Source organism: Pseudomonas bubulae, from assembly GCF_037023725.1.
GTDB classification, from domain to species: Bacteria; Pseudomonadota; Gammaproteobacteria; order Pseudomonadales; family Pseudomonadaceae; genus Aquipseudomonas; species Aquipseudomonas bubulae.
Genome location: NZ_CP146077.1, coordinates 1371091 through 1392711, shown reverse-complemented (window position 1 = coordinate 1392711; position 21621 = coordinate 1371091). Strand labels below are relative to the sequence as shown.

The following is a 21621-nucleotide window of genomic DNA, read 5'->3' as shown; positions in this document are numbered from 1 at the left end:
GCAGAAGCCTGAATGCGTCAATCATTTCTTGTTAAGCGAATCGACCCAAGGGTCCAACTTATGGAATAGCTTGGGGTAGCGCCCCTTCAAATCTTTTTTCACTTCGGCATAGGTACTTCGCCAGAAGTTGGCCAGATCCTGGGTTACTTGCACCGGACGCCTTGCCGGAGAAAGCAGGTGCAACTTGACCACCTGGCGCCCGCCCGCAATACGCGGGGTGTCCGCCAGCCCAAACAACTCTTGCAGGCGCACCGCCAGAATCGGCGGGTGTTCGCTGTAGTCCAGCCGCACCGAAGACCCTGAAGGCACCTTGATATGGTGGGGCGCCAGTTCGTCCAGGCGCTGGGGCAGCGGCCATTTGAGCATGTTATGCACAATGCTCGACAGGTCGAGGCTGGCAAAGTGACTGAGCCGCGACACACGCCCCAGATACGGCCCCAACCAGTCTTCAAGCCCGGCCAGCAAGGCGGCATCGCTGACGTCGGGCCATTCACTGTGCCCCTGGATCTGCAGGTCCAGTTGACGCAACAACGCTACCCGCGCCTGCCACTGGCGCAGCTCGGGCGTCCACGGCAACAGCTCCAGGCCCTTGCGTCGCACCAGATTGATCAGCGCTTGCGTACGGGCCGCTTCGTCGAGCCCGGTCAATGGCTCGCGACTGAGGACCAGCTCGCCGACCTTGCGCTGGCGCTCGGCACGCAGCACGCCCTCGCGCTCATCCCAGTCCAGTTGATCAACAACGCTGACCTGCTCGCTCAAGACACCCTCGAGCAAAGCAGGATCAAACTCGGCCGCCAGATAAATGCGTTCTTCACGTTGCCCCTGACGGCTGCCCAAATCGGCGATGACCAGCCAGGGCTGTTTCATCAGGCCATCCACTTCGCTGAACAACGCCGCACGGCCATTGGCCAGACGATATTCCGCCCCACCGGGTTTACGCTGTTGGGCGACCCGATCGGGGTAGGCCAGCGCCAGCAAGGCACCCAGCCAGCGCGGGTGGTCGGGGTCGGCGACCGGCTGCCTGGCCTTGCCACGCAAGTACCCGCGATACTGCCGGGCCAGTTGTTTGGCCCGCTGCACACCGCCCTGCCCGCCCCGTGCGGCGCGGCTTTCGCCTGACAGCAGGGCCAGCCGGCTATGCAGGTCCGCTCCGACGCCGCGCAGGATATCGCGCTCCCCCAACAACGCCGCGATATCACAGGCCATGTCGGCCAGCCCAAGGTCCTGACCGCGCAGCAATAGATGGGCAATCCGCGGATGTGCAGGCAGTTCAGCCATCGCTTCGCCGTGGGGGGTGAGTTTTGCTCCGTGCAAGGCACCCAGCCGATCGAGCAATTGTCGGGCCTGTGCATAACTGGCCGAGGGCGGCATATCGAGCCAGATCAGTTGCTCGGGAGTGACACCCCAGCGTGCCAGTTGCAGCGCCAACCCGGCCAGATCAGCCTGCAGGATCTCCGCACTGCCATAGGCCGCCAACTGCGCGTGCTGGTCCTCGGACCACAGCCGATAACACACACCCGGTTCCAGACGCCCGGCGCGGCCGGCGCGCTGGGTGGCACTGGCGCGGGAAATGCGCTGGGTATCAAGGCGGGTCATGCCGCTGCCCGGGTCAAACCGCGGAACACGCGCCAGCCCGGCATCGATCACCACGCGCACGCCGTCGATAGTCAGGCTGGTCTCGGCAATATTGGTGGCCAGCACCACCTTGCGCAGGCCTTTTGGCGCAGGCTCGATGGCCGCACGCTGGGCCGCCAGATCCAGTTCTCCATGCAAAGGGCACAGCAGAATATCGCTGCGCGAACCCAGCGCGTCGGCCAGTTGCTGATTGACCCGGCGAATCTCCGCCTGCCCGGGCAGGAACACCAGCAGGCTGCCGCTTTCATCGTTGATGGCATCAAGTACGGTCTGCACCACTCGCGGCTCGATAAACTCACCGGGCACAAACGGCCGCCCCCAGCGCATCGCCACCGGGTACATGCGGCCCTCACTGCGCAAGATCGGCGCATCGTCGAGAATGCTCGCCAGCCGTTCGCCCTCAAGAGTGGCGGACATCAGCAGAATTTTCAGCGGCTGTTCATCCCGAAACAGCTCACGCCCATTGAGGCTCAAGGCCAACGCCAGATCGGCATCCAGACTACGCTCATGGAATTCGTCAAAAATCAGCAGGCCCACCCCTTCCAGCGACGGATCGTGCTGCAGACGTCGAGTAAGGATGCCCTCGGTGACCACTTCGATACGGGTGTTGGGGCCGACCTTGCTGTCGAGGCGTATACGGTAACCTACGGTTTCGCCGACTTTTTCACCCAGTTCACTGGCCAGCCGCTCGGCCGCCGCACGGGCCGCCAGGCGCCGGGGTTCGAGCATCAGGATCTTCTGCCCGGCCAGCCAGGGCTCGTTGAGCAGGGCCAGCGGCACACGGGTGGTTTTACCGGCGCCGGGCGGCGCTTCGAGCACGGTTTCATGGCGCTCGGCCAGGGCCAGGCGCAGCGCAGGTAAAACTTCATCAATCGGCAAAGAAATCATGGTGGCTCCAGAACAGAGCGGCGAGTATAACGGCGAACAGTAATGATCCAGTCCTTTGAACATGTTTGAGGTTTTAAGTATGCGTATGCCTTCGCGAGTAATCGGCGGTGTCGTGGTTGCGGCACTGTTCACCCAATTGACTGCTTGCGGCAGTATTTTCTTTCCAGACCGCCGCGGCCAGATCGACGGCAAGATCGACCCCATGATCGTCGTACTGGATGCCGTGGGCCTGCTGTTTTATGTGATCCCGGGGCTGATCGCCTTCGGTGTCGACTTCGCCACCGGCGCAATTTATTTCCCGCCGGGCAAGACCGCACAAATCGCCCCGGAAAAACTGCGCGAAGCCATCGGCGCAGACGGCAAGGTGGATAACGCCAAGCTCCAGGCCATCCTTGAAAGCGAACTGGGCCGCAGCTTCCCGCTGAACGATCCACGCCTGATCCAGCACCGGGGCAGCGCCCAGCAACTGGCTATGTATGGTTTGCAGCCAGCAGCCTGAAGCACGTCATCATTCATCAGGAAAGCACCATGACCAGCAGCCCGGAACACGCCCGCCTGTTACGTCTGGCTACCCGCGCATCAGTGGCGGTGGCCAGCCTGTTGATCGTAACCAAGGCCATCGCGTGGTGGCTCAGTGGTTCGATCAGCATGCTCGCCGGCCTGACCGACTCGCTGCTCGATGGCGTAACTTCGTTTCTCAATTTGCTGGCCGTGCATTACGCGCTGCGTCCCGCCGATGAGGATCACCGATATGGTCACGGCAAAGCCGAGTCCCTGGCGGGCATGGCGCAAGCGCTGTTTATTGGCGTGAGTGCAGTGCTGATTGCCTTTCAGGCAGTGGAACGGCTGAAAAACCCGGAGCCGGTAGGCGCACCGTGGATCGGAATTGGCGTCATTGTCTTTTCGTTGCTGATGACCGTGGCACTGCTGGTGCTGCAACACCGGGTGATCAAGGCCACGGGGTCCAACGCGGTGCGCGCCGACTCGCTGCATTACCGCTCGGACCTGATGCTCAATGGCAGTATTTTGCTGGCGCTGGTGCTGGCCAGTGTAGGTTTCCCGCAGCTGGACGCCTGGTTTGGCCTGGGGATTGCGGTGTATATCCTGTGGAGCGCACTGCAGATCGCCCGTGAGAGTTTTGCCGTGTTGATGGATCAGGAGTTACCCACGGATGTCAGTGAAAACATGCTGAATCTGGCCTGCAGCGTGCCCGGCGTGCTCGGCGCCCACGACCTGCGCACACGGATCTCGGGCAATACCTGGTTTGTGCAGTTTCACCTGGAGCTGCCGGGTGAACTGACGTTGTCCGCAGCCCATAGCATCTGTGACCGCGCGGCTGAAGCCATTGAACAGGTCTATCCGCGGGCCGAAGTACTGGTGCATGCAGACCCGAAGGAAGTGGTCAAACCGAGGCTGAGCAAGGCTCCGTAGCAGGCTTCAGATCAATACGTCACTTGATAACCACGACTGCTCAGGCAACTGCCCTGCGCCTGCCGATAGGCTTGCACCACTTGCGCCGCTGGGGCGTATGTCGCCTTGGCAGGGTCGAAGCCGCTTTGCTCCACAGCCCAGCGATAGCAGTCATAACGGTCCTGACCGATTTGGGCCGGGCTTTGACCGTTCATCGGGTAAGCCACCATCTCATAGTTGTTGCTCGCGGGCTGTTGGTAGACCGTCGGCGGCTGGACCACGATGTAATCGCGAGTTGCAGGTTGATAGGCGTAATACGCCCCCGCCGCGAGAAACATCAAGGTACTGCCAAACCACACTTCCCTAGCGTAATCAGGCAAAAACCCTACGCGCAGTCCATAAGGCGGCTGCACCACGATGTAACGCGGGCCTTGAGGGCGATACCAGTAGCCGCCTGAAAAGTAGTAGTTCTGGCCGCGATACGGCACTTGCCAGTGCTGGCCGGGGAACCGCTCTACCACATTACCCGGGCGATATTGCGGCCCCGGGCCCCAGCCATTGCCATGCCCGGACGGGCGACCGGCCCAGCGCTGGTCGTTGGGATGACGGTTATTCGCGCCAGGAGCGTAACCGCCGCCATACCAATTCTGATTGCCGCCCCGGTTCGGCGACTGAGTCTGCTGAACCCTGTCGGGGCGCGGCTGGATCGGCAGGTTATTACCTTGTTGATTCGGCCGCGGCTGATGATTGTCTGCCCCCTGTGGCCGACCTTGCCAGCCGCCATCACCACGCTCATCGGCCAACACCTGGCCGCTGACGCTCACAAAGAGCACGCCAACTGTAGCCAAACGCCAGATACGCGATTTCATGCTGTTTCTCACTGAAGGACAGGGCTTATAGATAAGACTGGGGTTTCAGGAAGCGGTTCTACGCCAGGCAGTGCATAACGCAACTTATTTTTTGCCAGACGAAAAAAGGGCGACCCGTCGGTCGCCCCTTGAATTTTCTGTCCTGGCTCAACACTTGTGATGTTGGCTCACCTCGCTCCGTCTTCTGGACAGTGCGTAGCCCGGGGGCCGGGGCAACCCTGTGGGGTTGGCGGCCGCGGCTGGCCTGATTCGGCGGGCCGCAGTGGACTCTATGTCCGGGCAGTGATTCTGGTTTAAAGAATAGGCGTTTAGCCGCGGCAGGCGATTGCGAAGATTGCTCGATAAAACATTACTTGCGCAATTTTTGACTTAAGGTGGATACTTTCACGCAATAGTTATGACAAAGGGTGACTTCGTGAGCAAACTCGACCGGTATGACCTGAGCATTTTGGCGGAATTGCAGCGTGACGCACGCATCTCTAACCAGGAACTGGCCGAACGTATTGGCCTGTCGCCATCTCCTTGCTCGCGCCGCGTTAAACAGCTTGAGGATGACGGTTACATCAGCCGTCAGGTGGCGCTGCTCGACCGCAAACTGCTGGGCTTGAGCCTTACAGCCTACGTGCTTATCGGAATGGACCGACATACACCAGAGCGTTTCGAGAACTTCGAAGCCTGCATCCGCGCCCTGCCGCAGGTGCTGGAATGCAGCCTGGTGACCGGCATGGACGCCGACTACCAACTGAAAGTGGTGGTTGCCGACATGGACCACTACCAGAAGCTGCTGCTGGGTGAATTGACCCGTATCGAAGGCGTAACCAGCGTGCGTTCGAGCTTTGTGCTCAATCAGGTGCTCAACAGCACCGAGCTGCCGCTGACCCATTTGCGCACGTAAAAATAGAACCTGCAGCTGCCGAGGAACGCAGCCTTCGTTCCTCGGCAGCTACAAGGTCTGAAGGAAACTCCAGCTGTGGGAGCGAGCCTGCTCGCGAAGGTCGTTCGCGAGCAGGCTCGCTCCCACAGGGAGGATTGACCGGCAACAGAGTATCTACAGGTATAGCGACATCCTCTCACTACCCAGATCAATATCCCCACACTTCCCTGGCGTATACTCCTACGGCTTTTTCCCACGATGTCGCCGGAGAATACCGATGGATCCTGCCGTACTTGAAGAATGGATGATGACGATTCTGGTCAGCGTGCTGATCATTTTCATGGCCTTTATCGTCTGGGATCTGGCGAAAAAGTCCAAAGCTGGACGCTTCGGCTCCATGATCCTGTTTTTCGTCCTCGGCCTGGGCGTTGCCGCGTTTATCATCAAAAGCGTGGTCATCGGCCTGATCGAATCCGGAGCCCTATAGCCGCGCCGGAACTTCCCGGTACTGCCCCTGCTCCAGCCCTTCAATGCTCCAGTCACCAATGCGTACCCGCACCAGGCGCAAGGTCGGCAAGCCCACTGCCGCCGTCATGCGCCGCACCTGACGGTTGCGACCTTCACGAATCACCAGTTCCAGCCAGGCGGTCGGGATACTTTTGCGAAAGCGTACCGGCGGGTTGCGCGGCCATAGGTGCGGCTCGTCCAGGGCACGCGCTTCGGCAGGCAGGGTCTTGCCGTCATTGAGTTCAACGCCATCACGCAACTGCTGCAGTTGCTCCGGCGTGGGCTCGCCTTCAACTTGAACCCAGTAGGTCTTGGGCAACTTGTGCTTGGGGTCGGCTATCCGCGCCTGCAGCTGGCCATCATTGGTCAACAGCAGCAAACCTTCACTGTCCCTGTCCAGTCGCCCGGCCGGGTAGATGCCCGGAATCGGGATAAAGTCCTTGAGCGTGGCGCGCCCGCCTTCGTCGCTGAACTGGGTCAGCACATCGAAGGGTTTATTGAACAGGTACAGCTTGGGATCAGACGGTGGCGCTTTGGCCACGCGGCGATTGGCAGCTGGCGCGGTGAGGCTTTTCGAGGCCGGGCGGCGTGGGGCGGGACGAGACATGACAAAAAAGGCTATCTAGCGATCAGGGCTGGCAATGCTAGTCCCCCGATCGCTAAATGACCATCACCGATCAACGGAACGGCGGTTCATCAAAGCTGCGCAGCTTGCGCGAATGCAGGGAGTTGAGCTGGCTGCGCATCAAGTCCACGGCAGCAATACCGATTTTCAAATGCTGGCTGACCGCGCGCTCATAGAAGGCATTGGCCGAACCTGGCAGTTTGATTTCACTGTGCAGCGGCTTGTCCGACACACACAACAGCGTGCCATACGGGACGCGCAAGCGATAACCCTGGGCAGCAATGGTGCCGCTTTCCATGTCCACGGCAACAGCACGGGACAGGTTGATCAGCGGACGTTCCTGAGCCCAGCGCAGCTCCCAGTTGCGATCGTCATAGGTCAGTACGGTGCCGGTACGCAGGCGTTTTTTCAGCTCATCGCCGCGCTCACCGGTAACCTGTGCGGCAGCCTCCTGCAGTGCCAGCTGGACTTCAGCCAGGGCCGGAATCGGAATGTTCGGCGGCACGACCCGATCAAGAATGCCGTCACGACGCATGTAGGCATGGGCCAACACATAATCGCCAATGGTCTGCGACTGGCGCAGACCGCCGCAGTGACCAATCATCAGCCAGCAATGCGGACGCAGCACGGCCAGGTGGTCGGTAATGTTTTTCGCATTGGACGGGCCGACGCCAATATTGACCAGCGTCACGCCATGACCATCACTGGCCTGCAAGTGATACGCCGGCATCTGGTAGCGATGCCACACCACCCCCGCCGCGATGGCCTGGGCCTCGCCGTAGTCCATCGATTTTTCGATGATCACATTGCCCGGCATCACCATGCGCACAAAGCGCGGGTTGTCGCGCAATTGCTCAAGGCCATGGAGGATGAACTGGTCAACATAGCGATGGTAGTTGGTCAGCAGAATCCACGGCTGCACATGGCGCCAGTCGCTGCCGGTGTAGTGCACCAGGCGGCGCAGGGAGAAGTCGACCCGCGCGGCGTCGAACAGCGCCAGGGGCAACGGATCGGTGTTTTCCCAGTCGTACAGGCCATCGGCGATGCCGTCGGTGGCAGCAGACAGGTCGGTGCTCGGAAACACCCGCGCCAGCGCAGCAGCGGTAACGCCGGAGCCGGCCAGTTCATCACCTTGCTCGACCACATAAGGGTAAGGAATATTTTGCTCACTGACGCCGACTTCTACTTCAACGGTGAAGTCGCGCATCAATGGCACCAGCTGTTCCAGCAGGTAGTTACGGAAAGAGGCGGGATGGGTGACGGTCACACTGTAGGTGCCCGGTAACTGGACCTTGGCATAAGCACGGGTGGTAGTCGGCACTTCACCGTTGATACGGTAGGTCAAACGCAGTTCGGGGTAGCGAAACAGCGCGCGTTCTTGCGCAGAGGGTTCAACCCGATCCTTGAGATAACGCTTGAGTGCCTGGCTCAAGGCCGTGGTTGCGCGCTCGTGCAAGGCAGCAAGCCGGTCAACGGCCTCTTCAGCGGTGGAAACGACAATAAAAGCTTCGGTCACGATAAGCATCCTGTCTTCTGAGCGGGCAGGCCTTTATCTTGCCTGTATCGATGGCTAAAGGCAGCTACAAAATTGCCTGCCGAAGATTTCCTGTGGCTGCTGGGGATAAACAGAATATAGGCTGCCTCACGCAAATCCCTGTGGGAGCGGGCTTGCCCGCGATGGCATCGACCGGGTCTGGCAGATAAAACCCGTCGTCTGCATCGCAGGCAAGCCAGCTCCCACAGGGTTGGGGATATTCAGGCAACCTGCGGGGTGGCGCGGGCAACGATGGCTGCCACATTCAAACCCCGCGGCAATGTGCCGTAAACCCGGCCGCTGCCCTGTAGCCGGCTGGCGATAAAGGCGTCGCTGACATCACTGTTACCAGCCTCAAGTAGCAGTTTTGCCTGTAGGCCAAGGGCGATGTCTTCTGTCAGTTGGCGAGCGCGATACTGGATATCGTCAGTGTCGTTGAGCGCCGCCTTAAGCTGCACAATGTGCTGCCCCAGGCGCACATCGCCATGCCCGTCGCCCAACTCGGCAAACAGCGCATCGAGCACGCCCGGCTCTTTGGACAAGGCTCGCAACACGTCCAGGCACTGCACATTACCCGACCCTTCCCACGTCGAATTGACCGGCGCCTCGCGATACAGGCGCGGCAGGATGCTGTCTTCGACATAACCTGCGCCCCCCATGCATTCGGCCGCTTCGTTGATCATGGCTGGAGCCCGCTTGCAGATCCAGTACTTGCCCACCGCTGTGACCAACCGGGAAAACCTGGCCTCATGCGGGTCATCCGGATTGTCCAGCGCCCGCCCCATGCGCAGGCTCAGGGCCAGTGCCGCCTCGCTTTCCAGCGCCAGGTCAGCCAATACGTTCTGCATCAGTGGCTGATCTGCCAACACCCGACCGCCCACCAGTCGATGGGCGCAATGATGGCTGGCCTGGGTCAGCGCCTGACGCATCAAGGCACTGGAGCCGACCATGCAGTCGAACCGGGTCATGGCGACCATTTCAATAATGGTCGGCACGCCACGACCTTCTTCGCCGATCATCCAGGCCAATGCCCCACGAAACTCAACTTCACTGGAGGCGTTGGAGCTATTGCCCAGTTTGTTCTTCAGGCGCTGAATATAGAATTGGTTGCGGCTGCCATCCGGACGATGGCGCGGCAGCAAAAAGCAGCTCAGGCCTTTTTCGGTTTGGGCCAGGGTCAGAAAGCCGTCACACATGGGTGCCGAGCAGAACCATTTGTGCCCCAGCAGTTCATAGGCCTGCCCCGGCCCTTTGGCCCCTACGGGGTAAGCCCGCGTGGTATTGGCACGCACATCGGTGCCGCCCTGTTTTTCAGTCATGGCCATGCCCAGGGTCACGCCGGCCTTTTGGCTGATATCGACATTACGCGGGTCATATTCAGTGGCCAGCACTTTGGGCAGCCAGATGGCAGCCAGGTCCGGTTGCAGACGCAAGGCCGGCACGCTGGCGAAGGTCATGGTCAAGGGGCAGCCGCTGCCCGCTTCGGCCTGGCTGTGCAGGTAGGTCATGGATGCGCGGGCCACATGGGCACCGGGTTGCGGGTGGGCCCAGGGCAAGGACGGCAAACCATGCTCAATCGCCGTGCGCATCAGTTCGTGGTAAGCCGGGTGAAACTCCACCAGATCAATCCGATGCCCGAAACGGTCATGGCTGACAAACTGCGGTTTGTTTTCATTGGCCAGAAAACCCGCAGCCATCAGCGGGCCGCCCGCCAGGGCACCGTACTCGTCAATCCGCGCCTGCGCCCATCCCGCGCCGAAATGCTGGCTCCAATACTGCAACGGCAGGTCAATGCGGTACAGGTTCACGCCGTCCATTGACGGCGGTTGATTGGTCACCTGATGGGTTTCTGCGTATTGATGCAAGTTCATTGCGCGGGCTCCTTGGGATCGTACCAATGAGCCAGTGAAGCACGCATCTGCGGCTAAACAAGGGGCATAAACGCCTAAAACTCGGCGTTTTTATCGTTATTGTCGATCAGCAGGCGTTGCGCCAAGGTCTGTTGCAAGTCCTCAAAACGCAGCGGTTTCAGCAGATAATCCGTGATCCCGTCAACCTGCTCGCGGGCTTGCTGCGCCTGGGCTTGCGACTCGAACAGCGCCAGCACGGGCAACTGCGCACAGGCGGCCAATGTCAGCAGCTGGCTGCCCATCGACGTAGCACAGACCTGGGCCAACGGGCACGCCAGCAGCACCGCATCGACCCGCTCGCGGCGCAACGCTTCTATGGCCGCCTGCCCCGTGTCAACGCCGAGCACGCGATAACCCAGTTTGAGCAACATGGCGCGCACTACCACAGGGTTTTCCGGGCCTTCTACCAGCAAGACCACACACTCCCCGGGCGCCCTCAGCTGCAACGCCGAATGAGTCGTGTGCGACGGGGTTTGCACCGTGGGTTCAAGCTCCAGCAACAGCTGGAACTGTGAGCCTTGCCCCGGCTGGGAATGGTGGGTCAGGCGCCCGCCGAGCAGTTCCACAAGGCGCCGGCAAATCGCCAGGCCGATACCCAGGCCGCCATATTCACGGGTCATGGAGCCATCAACCTGAAAGAAGTGCTGATAAAGTTCGGCCTCTTCCTGGTGAACAAAACCAATGCCGCTGTCGATTACATTGAACGCCAGCGCCCAGCGCCCGGTCTCTGCGGGTTTACCGGTAACACGCAAAATCACCCCGCCCTCACGGGTGAACTTGATCGCGTTATCCAGCAGGCACTCCATGCACTGGCGAATTTTATCCGCATCACCTACCCATTGATCCGGCAGATTGCGGCCCACTTCGTACGAAAACTCCAGCCCTTTACTGCGTGCCGCCGGCCTGAACTGATCGCTCAGCCCCTGCAGCAGTTCATTCAGGCTGAAGGGCCGGGGTTGCGCGACCAGTCGTCCGGCCTGCAGTTCGGTCAGGGTCAGGATGCCATTGACCATGTGCATCATTTCTCGTGCTGAACCTTGCGCAGTCTTGGTGTACTGCTCCAGCTCAGGGCTCATGTCCAGGGTTTTGATCAATTCCAGAGAGCCAATGACACCGTTCATGGGCGTGCGCAATTCATGGGTAACGGTTGCCAGAAACTCGTCTTTGAGCTGGTTGGTACGGGCCAGTTGCTGGTTCATGGCGGCCAGTTTCTGTCCCGATTCCTGCAGCGTACGCGCCTGCAGGTCACGCATGGCGTTGATCCGGTCGGCAAGCGCCAGCGACAGCAGCCCCACCTCGATTGCCGAACCTATCTGGCTGGCGTACATGGTCAGGAAAACGTTCGGCAGGTAACCCAGCACCATCAGCGTATTGACCAGCCCCCCGAGCAGGAAGGCCGACCAGGCGATCACAAAATAACGCGCGACCCGCAGGCCTCGTACCCATGCCACCACACCAGCGGTAAAAATGGTGACAATAAACGCCAGCGCCAGGCCGGTGGCCAGGCGCAACGACACGGCATAGCTGGTGGTCAGTGCGAGCACCATCACCAGAGCACCCACGCCCATCAGCAACATCAGTGCCCGGTCAAGCCAGCGGCTGTGGGAGGCGGTGTGCAAGAAGGAGCGGGCGAACTGGCAACCAAAAAACGCCGATGCACCAATCAGGAACGGGGTGGAGGCATTGGCCCACCACGGGCTGTCAGGCCAGAAGTACTGCACTGCCGCACCGTTGACCGACAGCTGGTAAAGGCCGAACGAGGCAATATAAAAGATGTAGTAGAGGTAGCTGGTGTCACGCACGCTGAGGTAAATAAACAGGTTGTAGACCAGCATCCCCAGCAACACGCCATAAATCAGGCCCAGGATGTAAATCCGCACGGGCTGCTCTTCAAGATAGGCCTGGGCCGACCATAGCGTCAGCGGCGCCTGAACCGAACCCTGACTGGCCAGACGCAGGTACACCGTCTGGCTTTGCCCCGGGCTGAAGTTGAGCTCAAACAGGTAGTTGTTTTCTTTGATCTGACGACTGTCGAAGGGCAGTGCATCGCCCGTTCGTTCGGCCAGCCGGTAATTGCCCGCGGCGTCTGCCAGGTAAAGCTCGATGGAATCAAGCGGCGGGTATGCCAGCTCCAGCAGCCAGGTGCGATGCACCTGCGGGTCTTGTGGCTGGTAGTGCAAATCCACTTTGATCCAGAAGGCCGAGTGCGAGTAGCCCTTGTTCAGCGTGTCTTTGGTATGGGGCTCGAACAGTTCGCCGTGTGCGGTGACATCTGCCAGAGTCGCTTCGCCACCCGCGTCTTCGAACACCTGCATCACGCGGCCCAAGGGCAGGCTTTGTGTGGATTCGTCAAAAGCGACTGCGCTGGCCAGCATCGGTAGCCAGCCCAACAACATCATCAGCAAATAGCGCATACAGCCCCAACGTAGCTCACTCGAAGACGCGGGCAACCCCATATTCCCTTTGAGATCGCGTCGACCGAATGACCGGTTAATAATTTGAAGGCACTTTAACATAGCCATTAATGGCACATACACACCATCTAACAATTCATCACAAAGGCTCTAGTACGGGCATTACAGAGCTAAATAAGCGCTGAGACCGAAGATTCTTAAGGCCAGGCAACGGCTTACAAACTTCCGCTAACCTGACACCGAGCAAGCGCCCGTAAAAACTGTTTGGTGGTAAGCTCGCGCACCATGAATATCTACAGTTCTCGCCCCGTTGTCCTCTGTCTCTCCGGCCATGACCCCAGTGGTGGTGCCGGCTTGCAGGCAGATATCGAAGCCCTGCTGGCTCAAGGCTGTCACGCCGCCCCGGTAGTGACCGCCCTGACTGTGCAGAACACTGTCAATGTCCGCGACTTCCGCGTGCTGGATCGCGAGTGGGTACTGGCGCAAGCCGATGCCGTGCTCGGCGACTCCACCGTTGCGGCGGTCAAGCTGGGCATGCTCGGTTCACTGGAGATGGTCGATACCGTAGTCGAACTGCTTCAGGCCAATCCGCATCTGCCGATGGTCTGTGACCCGGTGCTGCGTGCAGGCGGTGGCGGACGACTGGGCAAGGACGAAGTGGGTTACGCCATGCGCGAACGCCTGCTCCCCCTGGCCACCATTGCCACCCCCAACCTTCCCGAAGCCCGCATCCTGGCCGAACTGCCCGATGGCAGCGCCGATGAGTGCGCTGAAAAACTCCTGCCATTTTGTCGGCACCTGCTGATCACCGGCGGTCACGGTGATGAGCACGAAGTGCATAACCGCCTGTACAGCCGCGACGGCAGCCGCCACACCTTTACCTGCCATCGCTTGCCGGGCAGTTACCACGGCTCGGGTTGCACCCTGGCCAGCACGTTGGCCGGGCGCCTGGCCATCGGTGAAGAACTGGTCAGCGCCGTGCAAACCGCGCTCAATTACACATGGCGCACCCTGCGTGATGCAGAGCAACTGGGGCAAGGGCAATTTGTACCGCGCCGCTTGCCGCTGGATTTTTGCTCGTAACCAATGAGGCTCACCCCATGACGCTTCGCGGCCTGTATGCGATCACTGATAGCCAGTTGCTGGCTGGCAAACTGCTGCCCTATGTGGAGGCGGCCCTCGATGGCGGCCTGACCCTGTTGCAGTATCGCGACAAAAGCACTGACGACGCCCGCCGACTGCGCGAGGCCGAAGCCTTGCGCGGGTTGTGCGAACGCTACAAGGCACACCTGATCATCAACGATGATGGCGAGCTGGCCGCCCGCCTGGGTGTCGGCGTGCACCTGGGGCAGACCGACGGCCCGCTGACCCCTGCCCGCGCCCTGCTGGGGCCACAGGCAATTATCGGTTCGACCTGCCACAGCCAGGTCGAACTGGCCGAGCAAGCCGCCAAAGAAGGTGCGAGTTATGTCGCCTTTGGCCGCTTTTTCAATTCCAGCACCAAACCCGGGGCGCCAACCGCTACCCTTGAGACCCTGGACCAGGCCCGCGCCCGCCTCAGCCTGCCGATCTGCGTGATAGGCGGAATTACCCTGGACAATGCCGCGCCGCTGGTGGCCCACGGTGCCGACCTGCTGGCCGTGGTGCATGGCCTGTTTGGCGCCGAAAGCGCCCGGGAAGTCACCCTGCGCGCCAAGGCCTTCAACACCTTGTTGTCTATTTAAATACCGAATCCTAATTCTGAGAGAGCCCACCATGTCTCGTTCCGAAACCCTGTTTGCCAACGCCCAGAAACACATTCCCGGTGGCGTGAACTCGCCAGTGCGTGCCTTCAAAAGCGTGGGCGGCACGCCGTTGTTCTTCAAACACGCCGAAGGCGCCTACGTGACTGACGAGGACGACAAGCGTTATGTCGATTACGTCGGCTCGTGGGGCCCGATGATTCTTGGGCACAGCCACCCTGACGTGCTGGACGCAGTACGTGCGCAACTGGAGCACGGCCTGTCGTACGGCGCCCCGACCGCCATGGAAACCGAAATGGCCGATCTGGTGTGCTCCATCGTACCGTCAATGGAAATGGTGCGCATGGTCAGCTCCGGCACTGAAGCGACCATGAGCGCGATCCGTCTGGCCCGTGGCTTCACTGGCCGCGACAATATCCTCAAGTTTGAAGGCTGCTACCACGGTCACTCCGACAGCCTGCTGGTAAAAGCCGGTTCCGGCCTGCTGACCCAGGGCGTGCCAAGCTCGGCTGGCGTGCCGGCAGATTTCGCCAAGCACACCCTGACCACCGAGTTCAACAATATCGACGCGGTTGCACAGCTGCTGAGCGAAGTCGGCGACACCGTGGCCTGCATCATCATCGAACCGGTTGCCGGCAACATGAACTGCGTGCCGCCTGCGCCAGGCTTCCTTGAAGGTCTGCGCAGCCTGTGCGACCAGCACGGCGTGGTTCTGATCTTTGACGAAGTGATGACCGGCTTCCGCGTCGCCCTCGGCGGTGCCCAAGCCCACTACGGCGTGACTCCGGACCTGAGTACCTTCGGCAAGATCATCGGTGGCGGCATGCCCGTCGGCTGCTTTGGCGGCAAACGCGAGATCATGCAGCACATCGCGCCGCTGGGCCCGGTTTACCAGGCGGGCACCCTGTCCGGCAACCCGCTGGCCATGGCCGCCGGCCTGACCACTTTGCGCCTGATCAGCCGCCCGGGCTTCCACGCCGAGCTGAGCGATTACACCACCCGCCTGCTCGATGGCCTGCAACAGCGCGCCGACGCGGCCGGCATCCCCTTCGTGACCACACAGGCCGGCGGTATGTTTGGCCTGTACTTCAGCGGCGCCGATGACATTGTCACCTTTGACGACGTCATGGCCAGCGATGCCGACCTGTTCAAGCGATTCTTCCATTTGATGCTCGCAGGAGGCGTATACCTGGCACCCAGCGCCTTCGAAGCCGGTTTCACCTCGATCGCCCACGGCGAAGCCGAGTTGCAACTGACCCTGGACGCCGCAGAACGCGCATTTGCTGCACTGAAATAATCCAAGAAACGGCAAGGGCGAGCGCCCTTGCCGTTTTTTTATGCCAGTAATGAGCAGATCTTTTAGCCCACCCGTCCATAATCGTCTTAAATCAATGGATATCGCGCTCAGGCAGCAGAAAAACGAGTAAAGACTTTGTAAGGTTGCCTCTGCTTATTTCATAATGCGCGCCTATACATCCCATGATCGGGTTAACCCGTCATCCAGAGGTACGTCGATTCCCATGAACCGCACCGGCCGCGCCCTTGCACTGGGCTGCCTGTTGCTCCTACAGCCGTTGCTTGCCCAGGCAGGCGGTAACTCGTTGTTGATCCCAGCGATGGGTCGCTGCACCCTCAATACTCAGCCTGAGGACCTCGCCGAGGCGCTTGCAGCCTGTGAAGAGGCGGCAAAAGCCGGGGATGCAGAAGCCGAATACGAGTTGGGCGAGTTCTATTACGACGGTAAAAACACCCCGCAAGACTTCAACAAGGCGCTGAGCTACTTCGAAAAAGCCTCGCTGCAAGGCCACGCCATGGCCCAGTTCCAGCTCGGCACCATGTTTTTCAAAGGCGAAGGCGTGCCGGCCAACAACATTCAGGCCTATATCGTGCTGAAAATGGCTGCGGTCAACGGCGCCGAAGACGCCCTGGACACCGCCGACATGGTGGCCGAGCAAATGCCGCGCGACCAGCTCGAAACGGCTACCCAGATACTCGGACAGATCTTCCGCAAGTATTTGCAGGAGCTGCAATCTACCGACGCCCGCTCGCCGTTTTCACCATTGCCCTGATTTCAAACCCTTACTGGTTTGCTGGCGACAACGTGCCTGTGCCGGATACGGCTTTTCCTGGATGTCATCCGAATGTTCAGCGATTAAATTACCCGTCGCCCCCAATGACATTGAAAGCATCACGGCCACTACAGAAAAAATCGCCAGCACATACGAAATCAACGCCAGGTCACTCGCGTGCTTGTGAGCCACCAAAGTCCGCAAGAATGTTATTCCGTAATAGGGCATGACTCGACTGATGGTGAGTGGCACTAATAGAGCGACGCATGAATTTTTCATAGCGCATCACTTAACCCTGCACCGAAAACATTTTTTACCCAACTCAACTTAATGCTGCGCCTGCACAACCTCAAACGCTACGTGAAGACCAACCTCGTCTTATGCATTATGCACACGGGGTGATTCATGGGCTGAGCGCTGCAGCTTGAAGCTGTTAAATATATATCTAGGTAATTATTCTTACGCCAAATAAAGATTAACCTTACTTAAGCTTAAGTTAACTTGATTACGTTGTTTTCACCCATGATTATTATGCCCATCATTGTTCAAAGCCCTGTCTTAGAGCCTTGAACAGAATATGATGATAGGCCGCGACCCTCGATTTAACGGGTTTGACCCGTTACAAGAAACAACTCATGATTTCCTCTCGCTGCCCACGGTCTTGCGCTGCGCAGTAGCTATTGGCGTGTCATCACGCAGTTCACTCTTTAAACGTGGCAATAGTGTGCTCATTTGATTGACGCGCTGTTCTTTGTTTTTGTATCAAATGCGTCGATCTATTTGGGCACGGGGGAATACCTGTGCGTGATCCGAGATATGACATTTTGTTTGAGCCGGTCCAGATAGGGCCCGTGCGTACGCGCAATCGTTTTTACCAGGTACCGCACTGTAATGGCATGGGGCATGTACATCCTTCGGCTATGGCACGTATGCGCGCAATAAAGGCCGAGGGCGGGTGGGGTGTTGTCTGCACGGAAGAGTGCGAAATCAGCCCCTTGAGCGAATTCTCGCCTTATATCGAAGCACGCCTGTGGGACAAGCGCGACATACCGGCGCTGGCTCGCATGTGTGACGCGGTTCACCGGCACGGTAGCCTGGCGGGTGTGGAACTGGCCTTCAATGGCTATTCCGCGCCCAATCGCACCAGCCGCGAAATCCCCTGGGCCCCCTCCAATACCCCCGTGCGCGGCTACGACCCGGTGCAGGCCCGCGCCATGAGCCGCGCCGACATCAAGCAACTGCGCGAGCTGCACAGGGCTGCGGCCTTGCGTGCCCGTGATGCAGGGTTTGACATCATTTATGTATACGCTGGCCATGATCTGGGCTTGCCGTTCCACTTTCTGACGCAACGCAACAATCGCCGCACGGATGAATATGGCGGAGCGCTGTTCAATCGTGTGCGCCTGCTGCGCGAGTTGATAGAAGACACCCGGGATGCCGTCGGTGACCGCTGCGCCGTTGCCGTGCGCCTGGCCGTTGACGAGCAGCAGGGCTGCGCCGGCCTGACCCGGGACAGCGAAGGCGTCGAAGTGTTTTCCATGCTGGCCGAGCTGCCGGACCTTTGGGATATCAACGTTGCCGACTGGGCCAATGACAGCGTGACCTCGCGGTTTGCCCCAGAGGGTTATCAGGAGGCATTCCTCACCGGGCTCAAGGCCTTGACCAGCAAGCCGGTGGTGGGTGTAGGACGTTTCACCTCGCCCGATACCATGGCCTCGCTGGTGCGCCGCGGGGTGTTGGACCTGATCGGCGCGGCCCGCCCTTCTATAGCCGATCCTTTCCTGCCCAACAAAATCGACCAGGGGCGCACCGACGAAATTCGCGAGTGCATCGGCTGCAATGTTTGCGTCAGCGGCGATCACACCAGCACGCCAATGCGCTGCACACAAAATCCGACTATGGGCGAGGAATGGCGACGCGGCTGGCATCCGGAGCAGGTTCCGGTCCGGCGTGCCGAGGGGCGAGCGCTGGTAATCGGCGCAGGCCCTGCCGGTCTTGAGTGTGCCCGGGTACTCGGCGCTCGCGGCCTGGAAGTGATGCTGGCTGAAGCCACTCGCACCCTGGGCGGACGCGTGGCCAGCGAGTCCCGGCTACCGGGGCTGGCGAGCTGGTCGCGGGTGGTCGATTACAGGGTGGATGCCTTGAGCCGTCTGGGCAATGTCGAGATCTACCGTGAAAGCCGCCTTGAAGTGCAGGACGTTCTCGACATTGAAGCCAGCCACGTGTTTGTCGCCACCGGTTCGCGTTGGCGCAACGATGGCCTGGGCCGTGTGTTGCGCCAGCCTCTCCCTGGGCTGGAAAACCTGCCCGTATTCACGCCGGATGATGTGATGGCAGGCGCTGTGCTGCCTTCGCCCGTGGTGGTGTTCGACGATGACCACTACTACATGGGCAGCGTACTGGCCGAGAGCCTGATTGCCCGGGGAGTCGAGGTGCTGTATGTCACCCCGGCCGCAGATGTTGCCCCCTGGACCCACAATACCCTTGAACAGCACCGGATCCAGCGCCGCTTGCTGGAACTGGATGTCACCATCATCACCTCCCATACGCTGTGCAGCCTCACGCCGTACGGTGTACAGGCAGCGTGCACCTACACCGGGCGCCCGCGTTTCATTCCTGCCGCAGGGGTGCTGCTGGTGACCTCCCGCGAGCCTGAGCAGGGTCTGTTCGACGCCCTGCAGGCGGAGCCCCGGGGTGTGCAGCAGGTGATCCAGATCGGTGATTGCCTGGCTCCGGGCACAATTGCTGCCGCGGTGTACTCCGGGCATCGCTTTGCCCGGGAGTTCGACGCCCCCCCCGGGTTGCTTCGCATGCGCCGGGAGTTGGTGGCGCTGGAAGACTGGCCGGCGCCTTGAATTCTTTCTTGAGTGGTCAACCTGTCGCCCGACGGGCAATAGCGACCCGACGGGCGGTTATTACAACAACAATAAGGAATCAACCCATGAAAAAGATACTGTGGATGCTGGCACTGCTGGTGGTGGCCGTGCTGGCTTGTGTCGTAGTCATTGCCCCGGCGCTGGCCAAGGATTACCAAGTCATACGTTTTGGCACCGACCCGACCTACCCGCCCTTTGCCTCGAAAAGTGCCGACGGCTCACTGGTGGGCTTTGAAATTGACCTGGGCAACGCCCTGTGCGAGCGCGTGCAGGCAAGCTGCAAGTGGGTCGAAATCGATTTTGACGGCATGATCCCCAGCCTCAATGCTCGCAAGATCGACGGCATTCTGGCCACTATGGCCGTGACGGCGGCGCGGCAAAGGGTCATTGATTTCTCGTCCGAGGTGATGACCACGCCCAATGCGCTGGTGTTCAAAAAAGGCGCTGGCCTGGATGCCAGCCTGCAGGCGGTAAAAGGCAAAGCCATCGGCTACCTGCAGGGCAGCACCCAGGAGGTCTATGCCAAGGCGGTGCTGGCCAAGGCCGGGGCGAAACTCGTGGCATACCCGGATCAGGATCGGGCCTACGCTGATCTGCAAGTCGGGCGACTGGACGCGGCCCTCCAGGATCTGGTTCAAGCCGAGCTGGGCTTTTTGCGCTCTCCCCAGGGTGCTGCCTTTGAGGCCGGCAAGGCGATTGAAAGCGACCTGATGCCGGGCACCAGCGCCATTGGCATCCTCAAGGGCAATCAAGCACTCAAGGCTATGCTCGATAAAGGCCTCGCCCAACTGCATGCCGATGGCACCTACGCACGGCTGCAAAAGCAGTATTTCGGGGATCTTGTTCTGTACAGCAATAAATGAGCGGCCTTCAGGTTTACGCGCCATTGCTGGCACTGGGCACCTGGATGACGATCAAGCTGGCGCTGATATCACTGCTGCTGAGCCTGTTTCTGGGGCTGCTGGGCGCAGGAGCCAAGTTATCCACAAGCCGTGCGGCGCGATGGATGGCCCGGCTTTACACCACCCTGATCCGCGGCGTGCCCGACCTTGTGCTGATGCTGCTGATCTTCTACGGCCTGCAAACCTGGCTCGGCCAACTCACGGACAGGCTGGGCTGGGCCTATATAGAGATAGATGCCTTCACTGCCGGGGTGATGACCCTGGGCTTTATCTACGGTGCTTACTTCACTGAAACCTTGCGCGGCGCCATTCTCGCAGTGCCCTTTGGGCAGATTGAGGCTGCCAGGGCCTACGGCCTGAGCCCGATGCAGTGTTTTTGTCGTGTGCTGTTCCCGCAGATGATGCGCTTTGCGCTGCCGGGGTTGGGCAACAACTGGCTGGTGCTGCTCAAGGCAACCTCGCTGGTGTCGATCATCGGCCTGGCCGAGCTGGTAAAGGCAGCCAGCGACGCGGGAAAAAGCAGTTTTCAACTGTTTAACTTCCTGGTGCTGGCGGCAGTGATCTACCTGCTGATAGCCGTTGCCTCCAACAGCGTATTGCACAGGCTTGAGCGGCGCTTCGCCGTGGGGTTCGAGCGGGGTGCGCGATGATCGAAGTATTGCTGTCGTATTGGCAGCCTTTTTTGTATAGCGATGGCCAGCAGATCAGCGGTCTGGCCATGACCTTGTGGCTGACCACTGCTTCCATCGGCATGGGTTTTGTACTCTCGATCCCGCTGGCCATTGCCCGGGTTTCTGAAAACCGCTGGGTGCGCTGGCCGGTGCATGGCTTTACTTACCTGTTTCGCGGCACGCCGCTGTATATCCAGCTGTTGATCTGCTACTCGGGCATCTACAGCCTTGCCGCCGTTCAGTCGCAGCCGTTGCTGGGCGCATTTTTTCGCGATGCCATCAACTGCACCCTGCTGGCCTTCACCCTCAATACGTGCGCCTACACCACGGAAATCTTCGCCGGTGCGATCCGTTCAATCGCCCGGGGGGAGGTACAAGCTGCCCGGGCGTATGGCTTCAATGGCTGGAAGCTCTACTGCCGCGTCGTCATGCCCCAGGCACTGCGCCGCGCCTTGCCGGTTTACAGCAACGAAGTGATCCTGTTGCTGCACTCCACCACCCTGGCCTTCACCGCCACGGTCCCTGACATTCTCAAAGTCGCCCGGGATGCCAACGCGGCCACCCTTCAGACCTTCCCTTCGTTTGTCATCGCTGCCGGGCTGTACCTTATCGCCACCTTTGCCCTGGTGGGCCTGTTTCGCCTGGCCGAGCGGCGCTGGCTGGCATTTCTCGGCCCGCGCCGATAGGAGAACCCC

The 21621-nt window shown here is 60.1% G+C and carries 19 protein-coding genes; 12 read left to right on the top strand and 7 right to left on the bottom strand.

Annotation, left to right across the window (positions count from 1 at the left end):
* Positions 1-21: 21 nt before the first annotated feature.
* Positions 22-2523: an ATP-dependent helicase HrpB gene (hrpB, locus tag V6L81_RS06490; RefSeq protein ID WP_338660567.1), complete on the bottom strand. Its 2502-nt coding sequence runs from the start codon at positions 2521-2523 to the stop codon at positions 22-24.
* A gap of 79 nt (positions 2524-2602) precedes the next feature.
* Here hrpB and V6L81_RS06485 point away from each other — a divergent pair, with 79 nt between their 5' ends.
* Together V6L81_RS06485 and V6L81_RS06480 are read left to right on the top strand one after the other, a co-directional pair.
* Positions 2603-3022, top strand: coding sequence for a polyribonucleotide nucleotidyltransferase (locus V6L81_RS06485; RefSeq protein WP_094999406.1), 420 nt, complete (start codon positions 2603-2605; stop codon positions 3020-3022).
* A 29-nt stretch (positions 3023-3051) separates the two neighbouring features.
* On the top strand, positions 3052-3954 hold the full coding sequence (locus V6L81_RS06480; RefSeq protein ID WP_094999407.1) for a cation diffusion facilitator family transporter: 903 nt from the start codon (positions 3052-3054) through the stop codon (positions 3952-3954).
* An 11-nt stretch (positions 3955-3965) separates the two neighbouring features.
* Here the strand turns inward: V6L81_RS06480 and V6L81_RS06475 are convergent, their stop codons facing one another.
* The gene (locus V6L81_RS06475; RefSeq protein ID WP_095023446.1) at positions 3966-4802 is read right to left on the bottom strand and encodes a DUF6515 family protein; all 837 of its coding nucleotides are present in this window, start codon (positions 4800-4802) and stop codon (positions 3966-3968) included.
* A gap of 397 nt (positions 4803-5199) precedes the next feature.
* On the opposite strand from V6L81_RS06475, the gene V6L81_RS06470 reads away from it, so the two are divergent.
* Both V6L81_RS06470 and V6L81_RS06465 read left to right on the top strand, forming a co-directional pair.
* Positions 5200-5697, top strand: a complete 498-nt coding sequence (locus V6L81_RS06470) for an Lrp/AsnC family transcriptional regulator (protein ID WP_338660566.1) — start codon at positions 5200-5202, stop codon at positions 5695-5697.
* Positions 5698-5953: 256 nt separating this feature from the next.
* The gene (locus V6L81_RS06465; RefSeq protein WP_016779292.1) at positions 5954-6163 is read left to right on the top strand and encodes a DUF2788 domain-containing protein; all 210 of its coding nucleotides are present in this window, start codon (positions 5954-5956) and stop codon (positions 6161-6163) included.
* Here V6L81_RS06465 and V6L81_RS06460 read toward each other — a convergent pair.
* From V6L81_RS06460 to V6L81_RS06445, 4 genes are all read right to left on the bottom strand, one after another.
* Positions 6158-6724 carry a pseudouridine synthase gene (locus tag V6L81_RS06460; RefSeq protein WP_169916967.1) on the bottom strand — a complete coding sequence of 189 codons (567 nt, stop codon included), beginning with the start codon at positions 6722-6724 and terminating at the stop codon, positions 6158-6160. The genes V6L81_RS06465 and V6L81_RS06460 overlap by 6 nt on opposite strands.
* Before the next feature lie 136 nt (positions 6725-6860).
* Positions 6861-8333 (bottom strand): AMP nucleosidase, encoded by a 1473-nt coding sequence (gene amn / locus V6L81_RS06455; RefSeq protein WP_153327098.1) that lies wholly within the window; start codon positions 8331-8333, stop codon positions 6861-6863.
* Positions 8334-8563: 230 nt separating this feature from the next.
* On the bottom strand, positions 8564-10213 hold the full coding sequence (locus V6L81_RS06450) for an acyl-CoA dehydrogenase family protein (protein WP_095039141.1): 1650 nt from the start codon (positions 10211-10213) through the stop codon (positions 8564-8566).
* A gap of 74 nt (positions 10214-10287) precedes the next feature.
* Complete coding sequence (locus V6L81_RS06445; RefSeq protein WP_338660565.1) at positions 10288-12666, bottom strand: 7TM diverse intracellular signaling domain-containing protein; 2379 nt, start codon at positions 12664-12666, stop codon at positions 10288-10290.
* A 285-nt stretch (positions 12667-12951) separates the two neighbouring features.
* Here V6L81_RS06445 and V6L81_RS06440 point away from each other — a divergent pair, with 285 nt between their 5' ends.
* From V6L81_RS06440 to V6L81_RS06425, 4 genes are all read left to right on the top strand, one after another.
* The gene (locus V6L81_RS06440; protein ID WP_094999413.1) at positions 12952-13749 is read left to right on the top strand and encodes a hydroxymethylpyrimidine/phosphomethylpyrimidine kinase; all 798 of its coding nucleotides are present in this window, start codon (positions 12952-12954) and stop codon (positions 13747-13749) included.
* Between the two features lie 17 nt (positions 13750-13766).
* Positions 13767-14390 carry a thiamine phosphate synthase gene (gene thiE / locus V6L81_RS06435; protein ID WP_094999414.1) on the top strand — a complete coding sequence of 208 codons (624 nt, stop codon included), beginning with the start codon at positions 13767-13769 and terminating at the stop codon, positions 14388-14390.
* 31 nt (positions 14391-14421) lie between these two features.
* A complete protein-coding gene (hemL, locus tag V6L81_RS06430) occupies positions 14422-15705 on the top strand; it encodes a glutamate-1-semialdehyde 2,1-aminomutase (RefSeq protein WP_338660564.1) in 1284 nt (427 codons plus the stop codon).
* Between the two features lie 223 nt (positions 15706-15928).
* Positions 15929-16477: a tetratricopeptide repeat protein gene (locus V6L81_RS06425; protein ID WP_094999416.1), complete on the top strand. Its 549-nt coding sequence runs from the start codon at positions 15929-15931 to the stop codon at positions 16475-16477.
* On the opposite strand, the gene V6L81_RS06420 is transcribed toward V6L81_RS06425, so the two are convergent.
* On the bottom strand, positions 16463-16705 hold the full coding sequence (locus V6L81_RS06420; protein ID WP_133143810.1) for a hypothetical protein: 243 nt from the start codon (positions 16703-16705) through the stop codon (positions 16463-16465). The genes V6L81_RS06425 and V6L81_RS06420 overlap by 15 nt on opposite strands.
* Positions 16706-17277: 572 nt before the next feature.
* Between V6L81_RS06420 and V6L81_RS06415 the strand changes: the two genes are divergently transcribed.
* From V6L81_RS06415 to V6L81_RS06400, 4 genes are all read left to right on the top strand, one after another.
* Positions 17278-19332, top strand: coding sequence for an FAD-dependent oxidoreductase (locus tag V6L81_RS06415; RefSeq protein WP_133143811.1), 2055 nt, complete (start codon positions 17278-17280; stop codon positions 19330-19332).
* 86 nt (positions 19333-19418) lie between these two features.
* Positions 19419-20216 carry a transporter substrate-binding domain-containing protein gene (locus tag V6L81_RS06410; protein ID WP_095020948.1) on the top strand — a complete coding sequence of 266 codons (798 nt, stop codon included), beginning with the start codon at positions 19419-19421 and terminating at the stop codon, positions 20214-20216.
* The gene (locus tag V6L81_RS06405) at positions 20213-20905 is read left to right on the top strand and encodes an ABC transporter permease (protein ID WP_095019043.1); all 693 of its coding nucleotides are present in this window, start codon (positions 20213-20215) and stop codon (positions 20903-20905) included. The genes V6L81_RS06410 and V6L81_RS06405 overlap by 4 nt, the downstream gene beginning before the upstream one ends.
* On the top strand, positions 20902-21612 hold the full coding sequence (locus V6L81_RS06400) for an ABC transporter permease (RefSeq protein ID WP_095024987.1): 711 nt from the start codon (positions 20902-20904) through the stop codon (positions 21610-21612). Before V6L81_RS06405 ends, V6L81_RS06400 begins: the two co-directional genes overlap by 4 nt.
* Positions 21613-21621: the final 9 nt, after the last annotated feature.

What these genes read in the sequence shown, in the direction of transcription:
- hrpB (WP_338660567.1), bottom strand. Translation starts at nt 2,523, where the DNA reads ATGATTTCTTTGCCGATTGATGAAGTTTTACCTGCGCTGCGCCTGGCC.
- V6L81_RS06485 (WP_094999406.1), top strand. Translation starts at nt 2,603, where the DNA reads ATGCGTATGCCTTCGCGAGTAATCGGCGGTGTCGTGGTTGCGGCACTG.
- V6L81_RS06480 (WP_094999407.1), top strand. Translation starts at nt 3,052, where the DNA reads ATGACCAGCAGCCCGGAACACGCCCGCCTGTTACGTCTGGCTACCCGC.
- V6L81_RS06475 (WP_095023446.1), bottom strand. Translation starts at nt 4,802, where the DNA reads ATGAAATCGCGTATCTGGCGTTTGGCTACAGTTGGCGTGCTCTTTGTG.
- V6L81_RS06470 (WP_338660566.1), top strand. Translation starts at nt 5,200, where the DNA reads ATGACAAAGGGTGACTTCGTGAGCAAACTCGACCGGTATGACCTGAGC.
- V6L81_RS06465 (WP_016779292.1), top strand. Translation starts at nt 5,954, where the DNA reads ATGGATCCTGCCGTACTTGAAGAATGGATGATGACGATTCTGGTCAGC.
- amn (WP_153327098.1), bottom strand. Translation starts at nt 8,333, where the DNA reads ATGCTTATCGTGACCGAAGCTTTTATTGTCGTTTCCACCGCTGAAGAG.
- V6L81_RS06450 (WP_095039141.1), bottom strand. Translation starts at nt 10,213, where the DNA reads ATGAACTTGCATCAATACGCAGAAACCCATCAGGTGACCAATCAACCG.
- V6L81_RS06445 (WP_338660565.1), bottom strand. Translation starts at nt 12,666, where the DNA reads ATGCGCTATTTGCTGATGATGTTGTTGGGCTGGCTACCGATGCTGGCC.
- V6L81_RS06440 (WP_094999413.1), top strand. Translation starts at nt 12,952, where the DNA reads ATGAATATCTACAGTTCTCGCCCCGTTGTCCTCTGTCTCTCCGGCCAT.
- thiE (WP_094999414.1), top strand. Translation starts at nt 13,767, where the DNA reads ATGACGCTTCGCGGCCTGTATGCGATCACTGATAGCCAGTTGCTGGCT.
- hemL (WP_338660564.1), top strand. Translation starts at nt 14,422, where the DNA reads ATGTCTCGTTCCGAAACCCTGTTTGCCAACGCCCAGAAACACATTCCC.
- V6L81_RS06425 (WP_094999416.1), top strand. Translation starts at nt 15,929, where the DNA reads ATGAACCGCACCGGCCGCGCCCTTGCACTGGGCTGCCTGTTGCTCCTA.
- V6L81_RS06420 (WP_133143810.1), bottom strand. Translation starts at nt 16,705, where the DNA reads ATGCCCTATTACGGAATAACATTCTTGCGGACTTTGGTGGCTCACAAG.
- V6L81_RS06410 (WP_095020948.1), top strand. Translation starts at nt 19,419, where the DNA reads ATGAAAAAGATACTGTGGATGCTGGCACTGCTGGTGGTGGCCGTGCTG.
- V6L81_RS06405 (WP_095019043.1), top strand. Translation starts at nt 20,213, where the DNA reads ATGAGCGGCCTTCAGGTTTACGCGCCATTGCTGGCACTGGGCACCTGG.
- V6L81_RS06400 (WP_095024987.1), top strand. Translation starts at nt 20,902, where the DNA reads ATGATCGAAGTATTGCTGTCGTATTGGCAGCCTTTTTTGTATAGCGAT.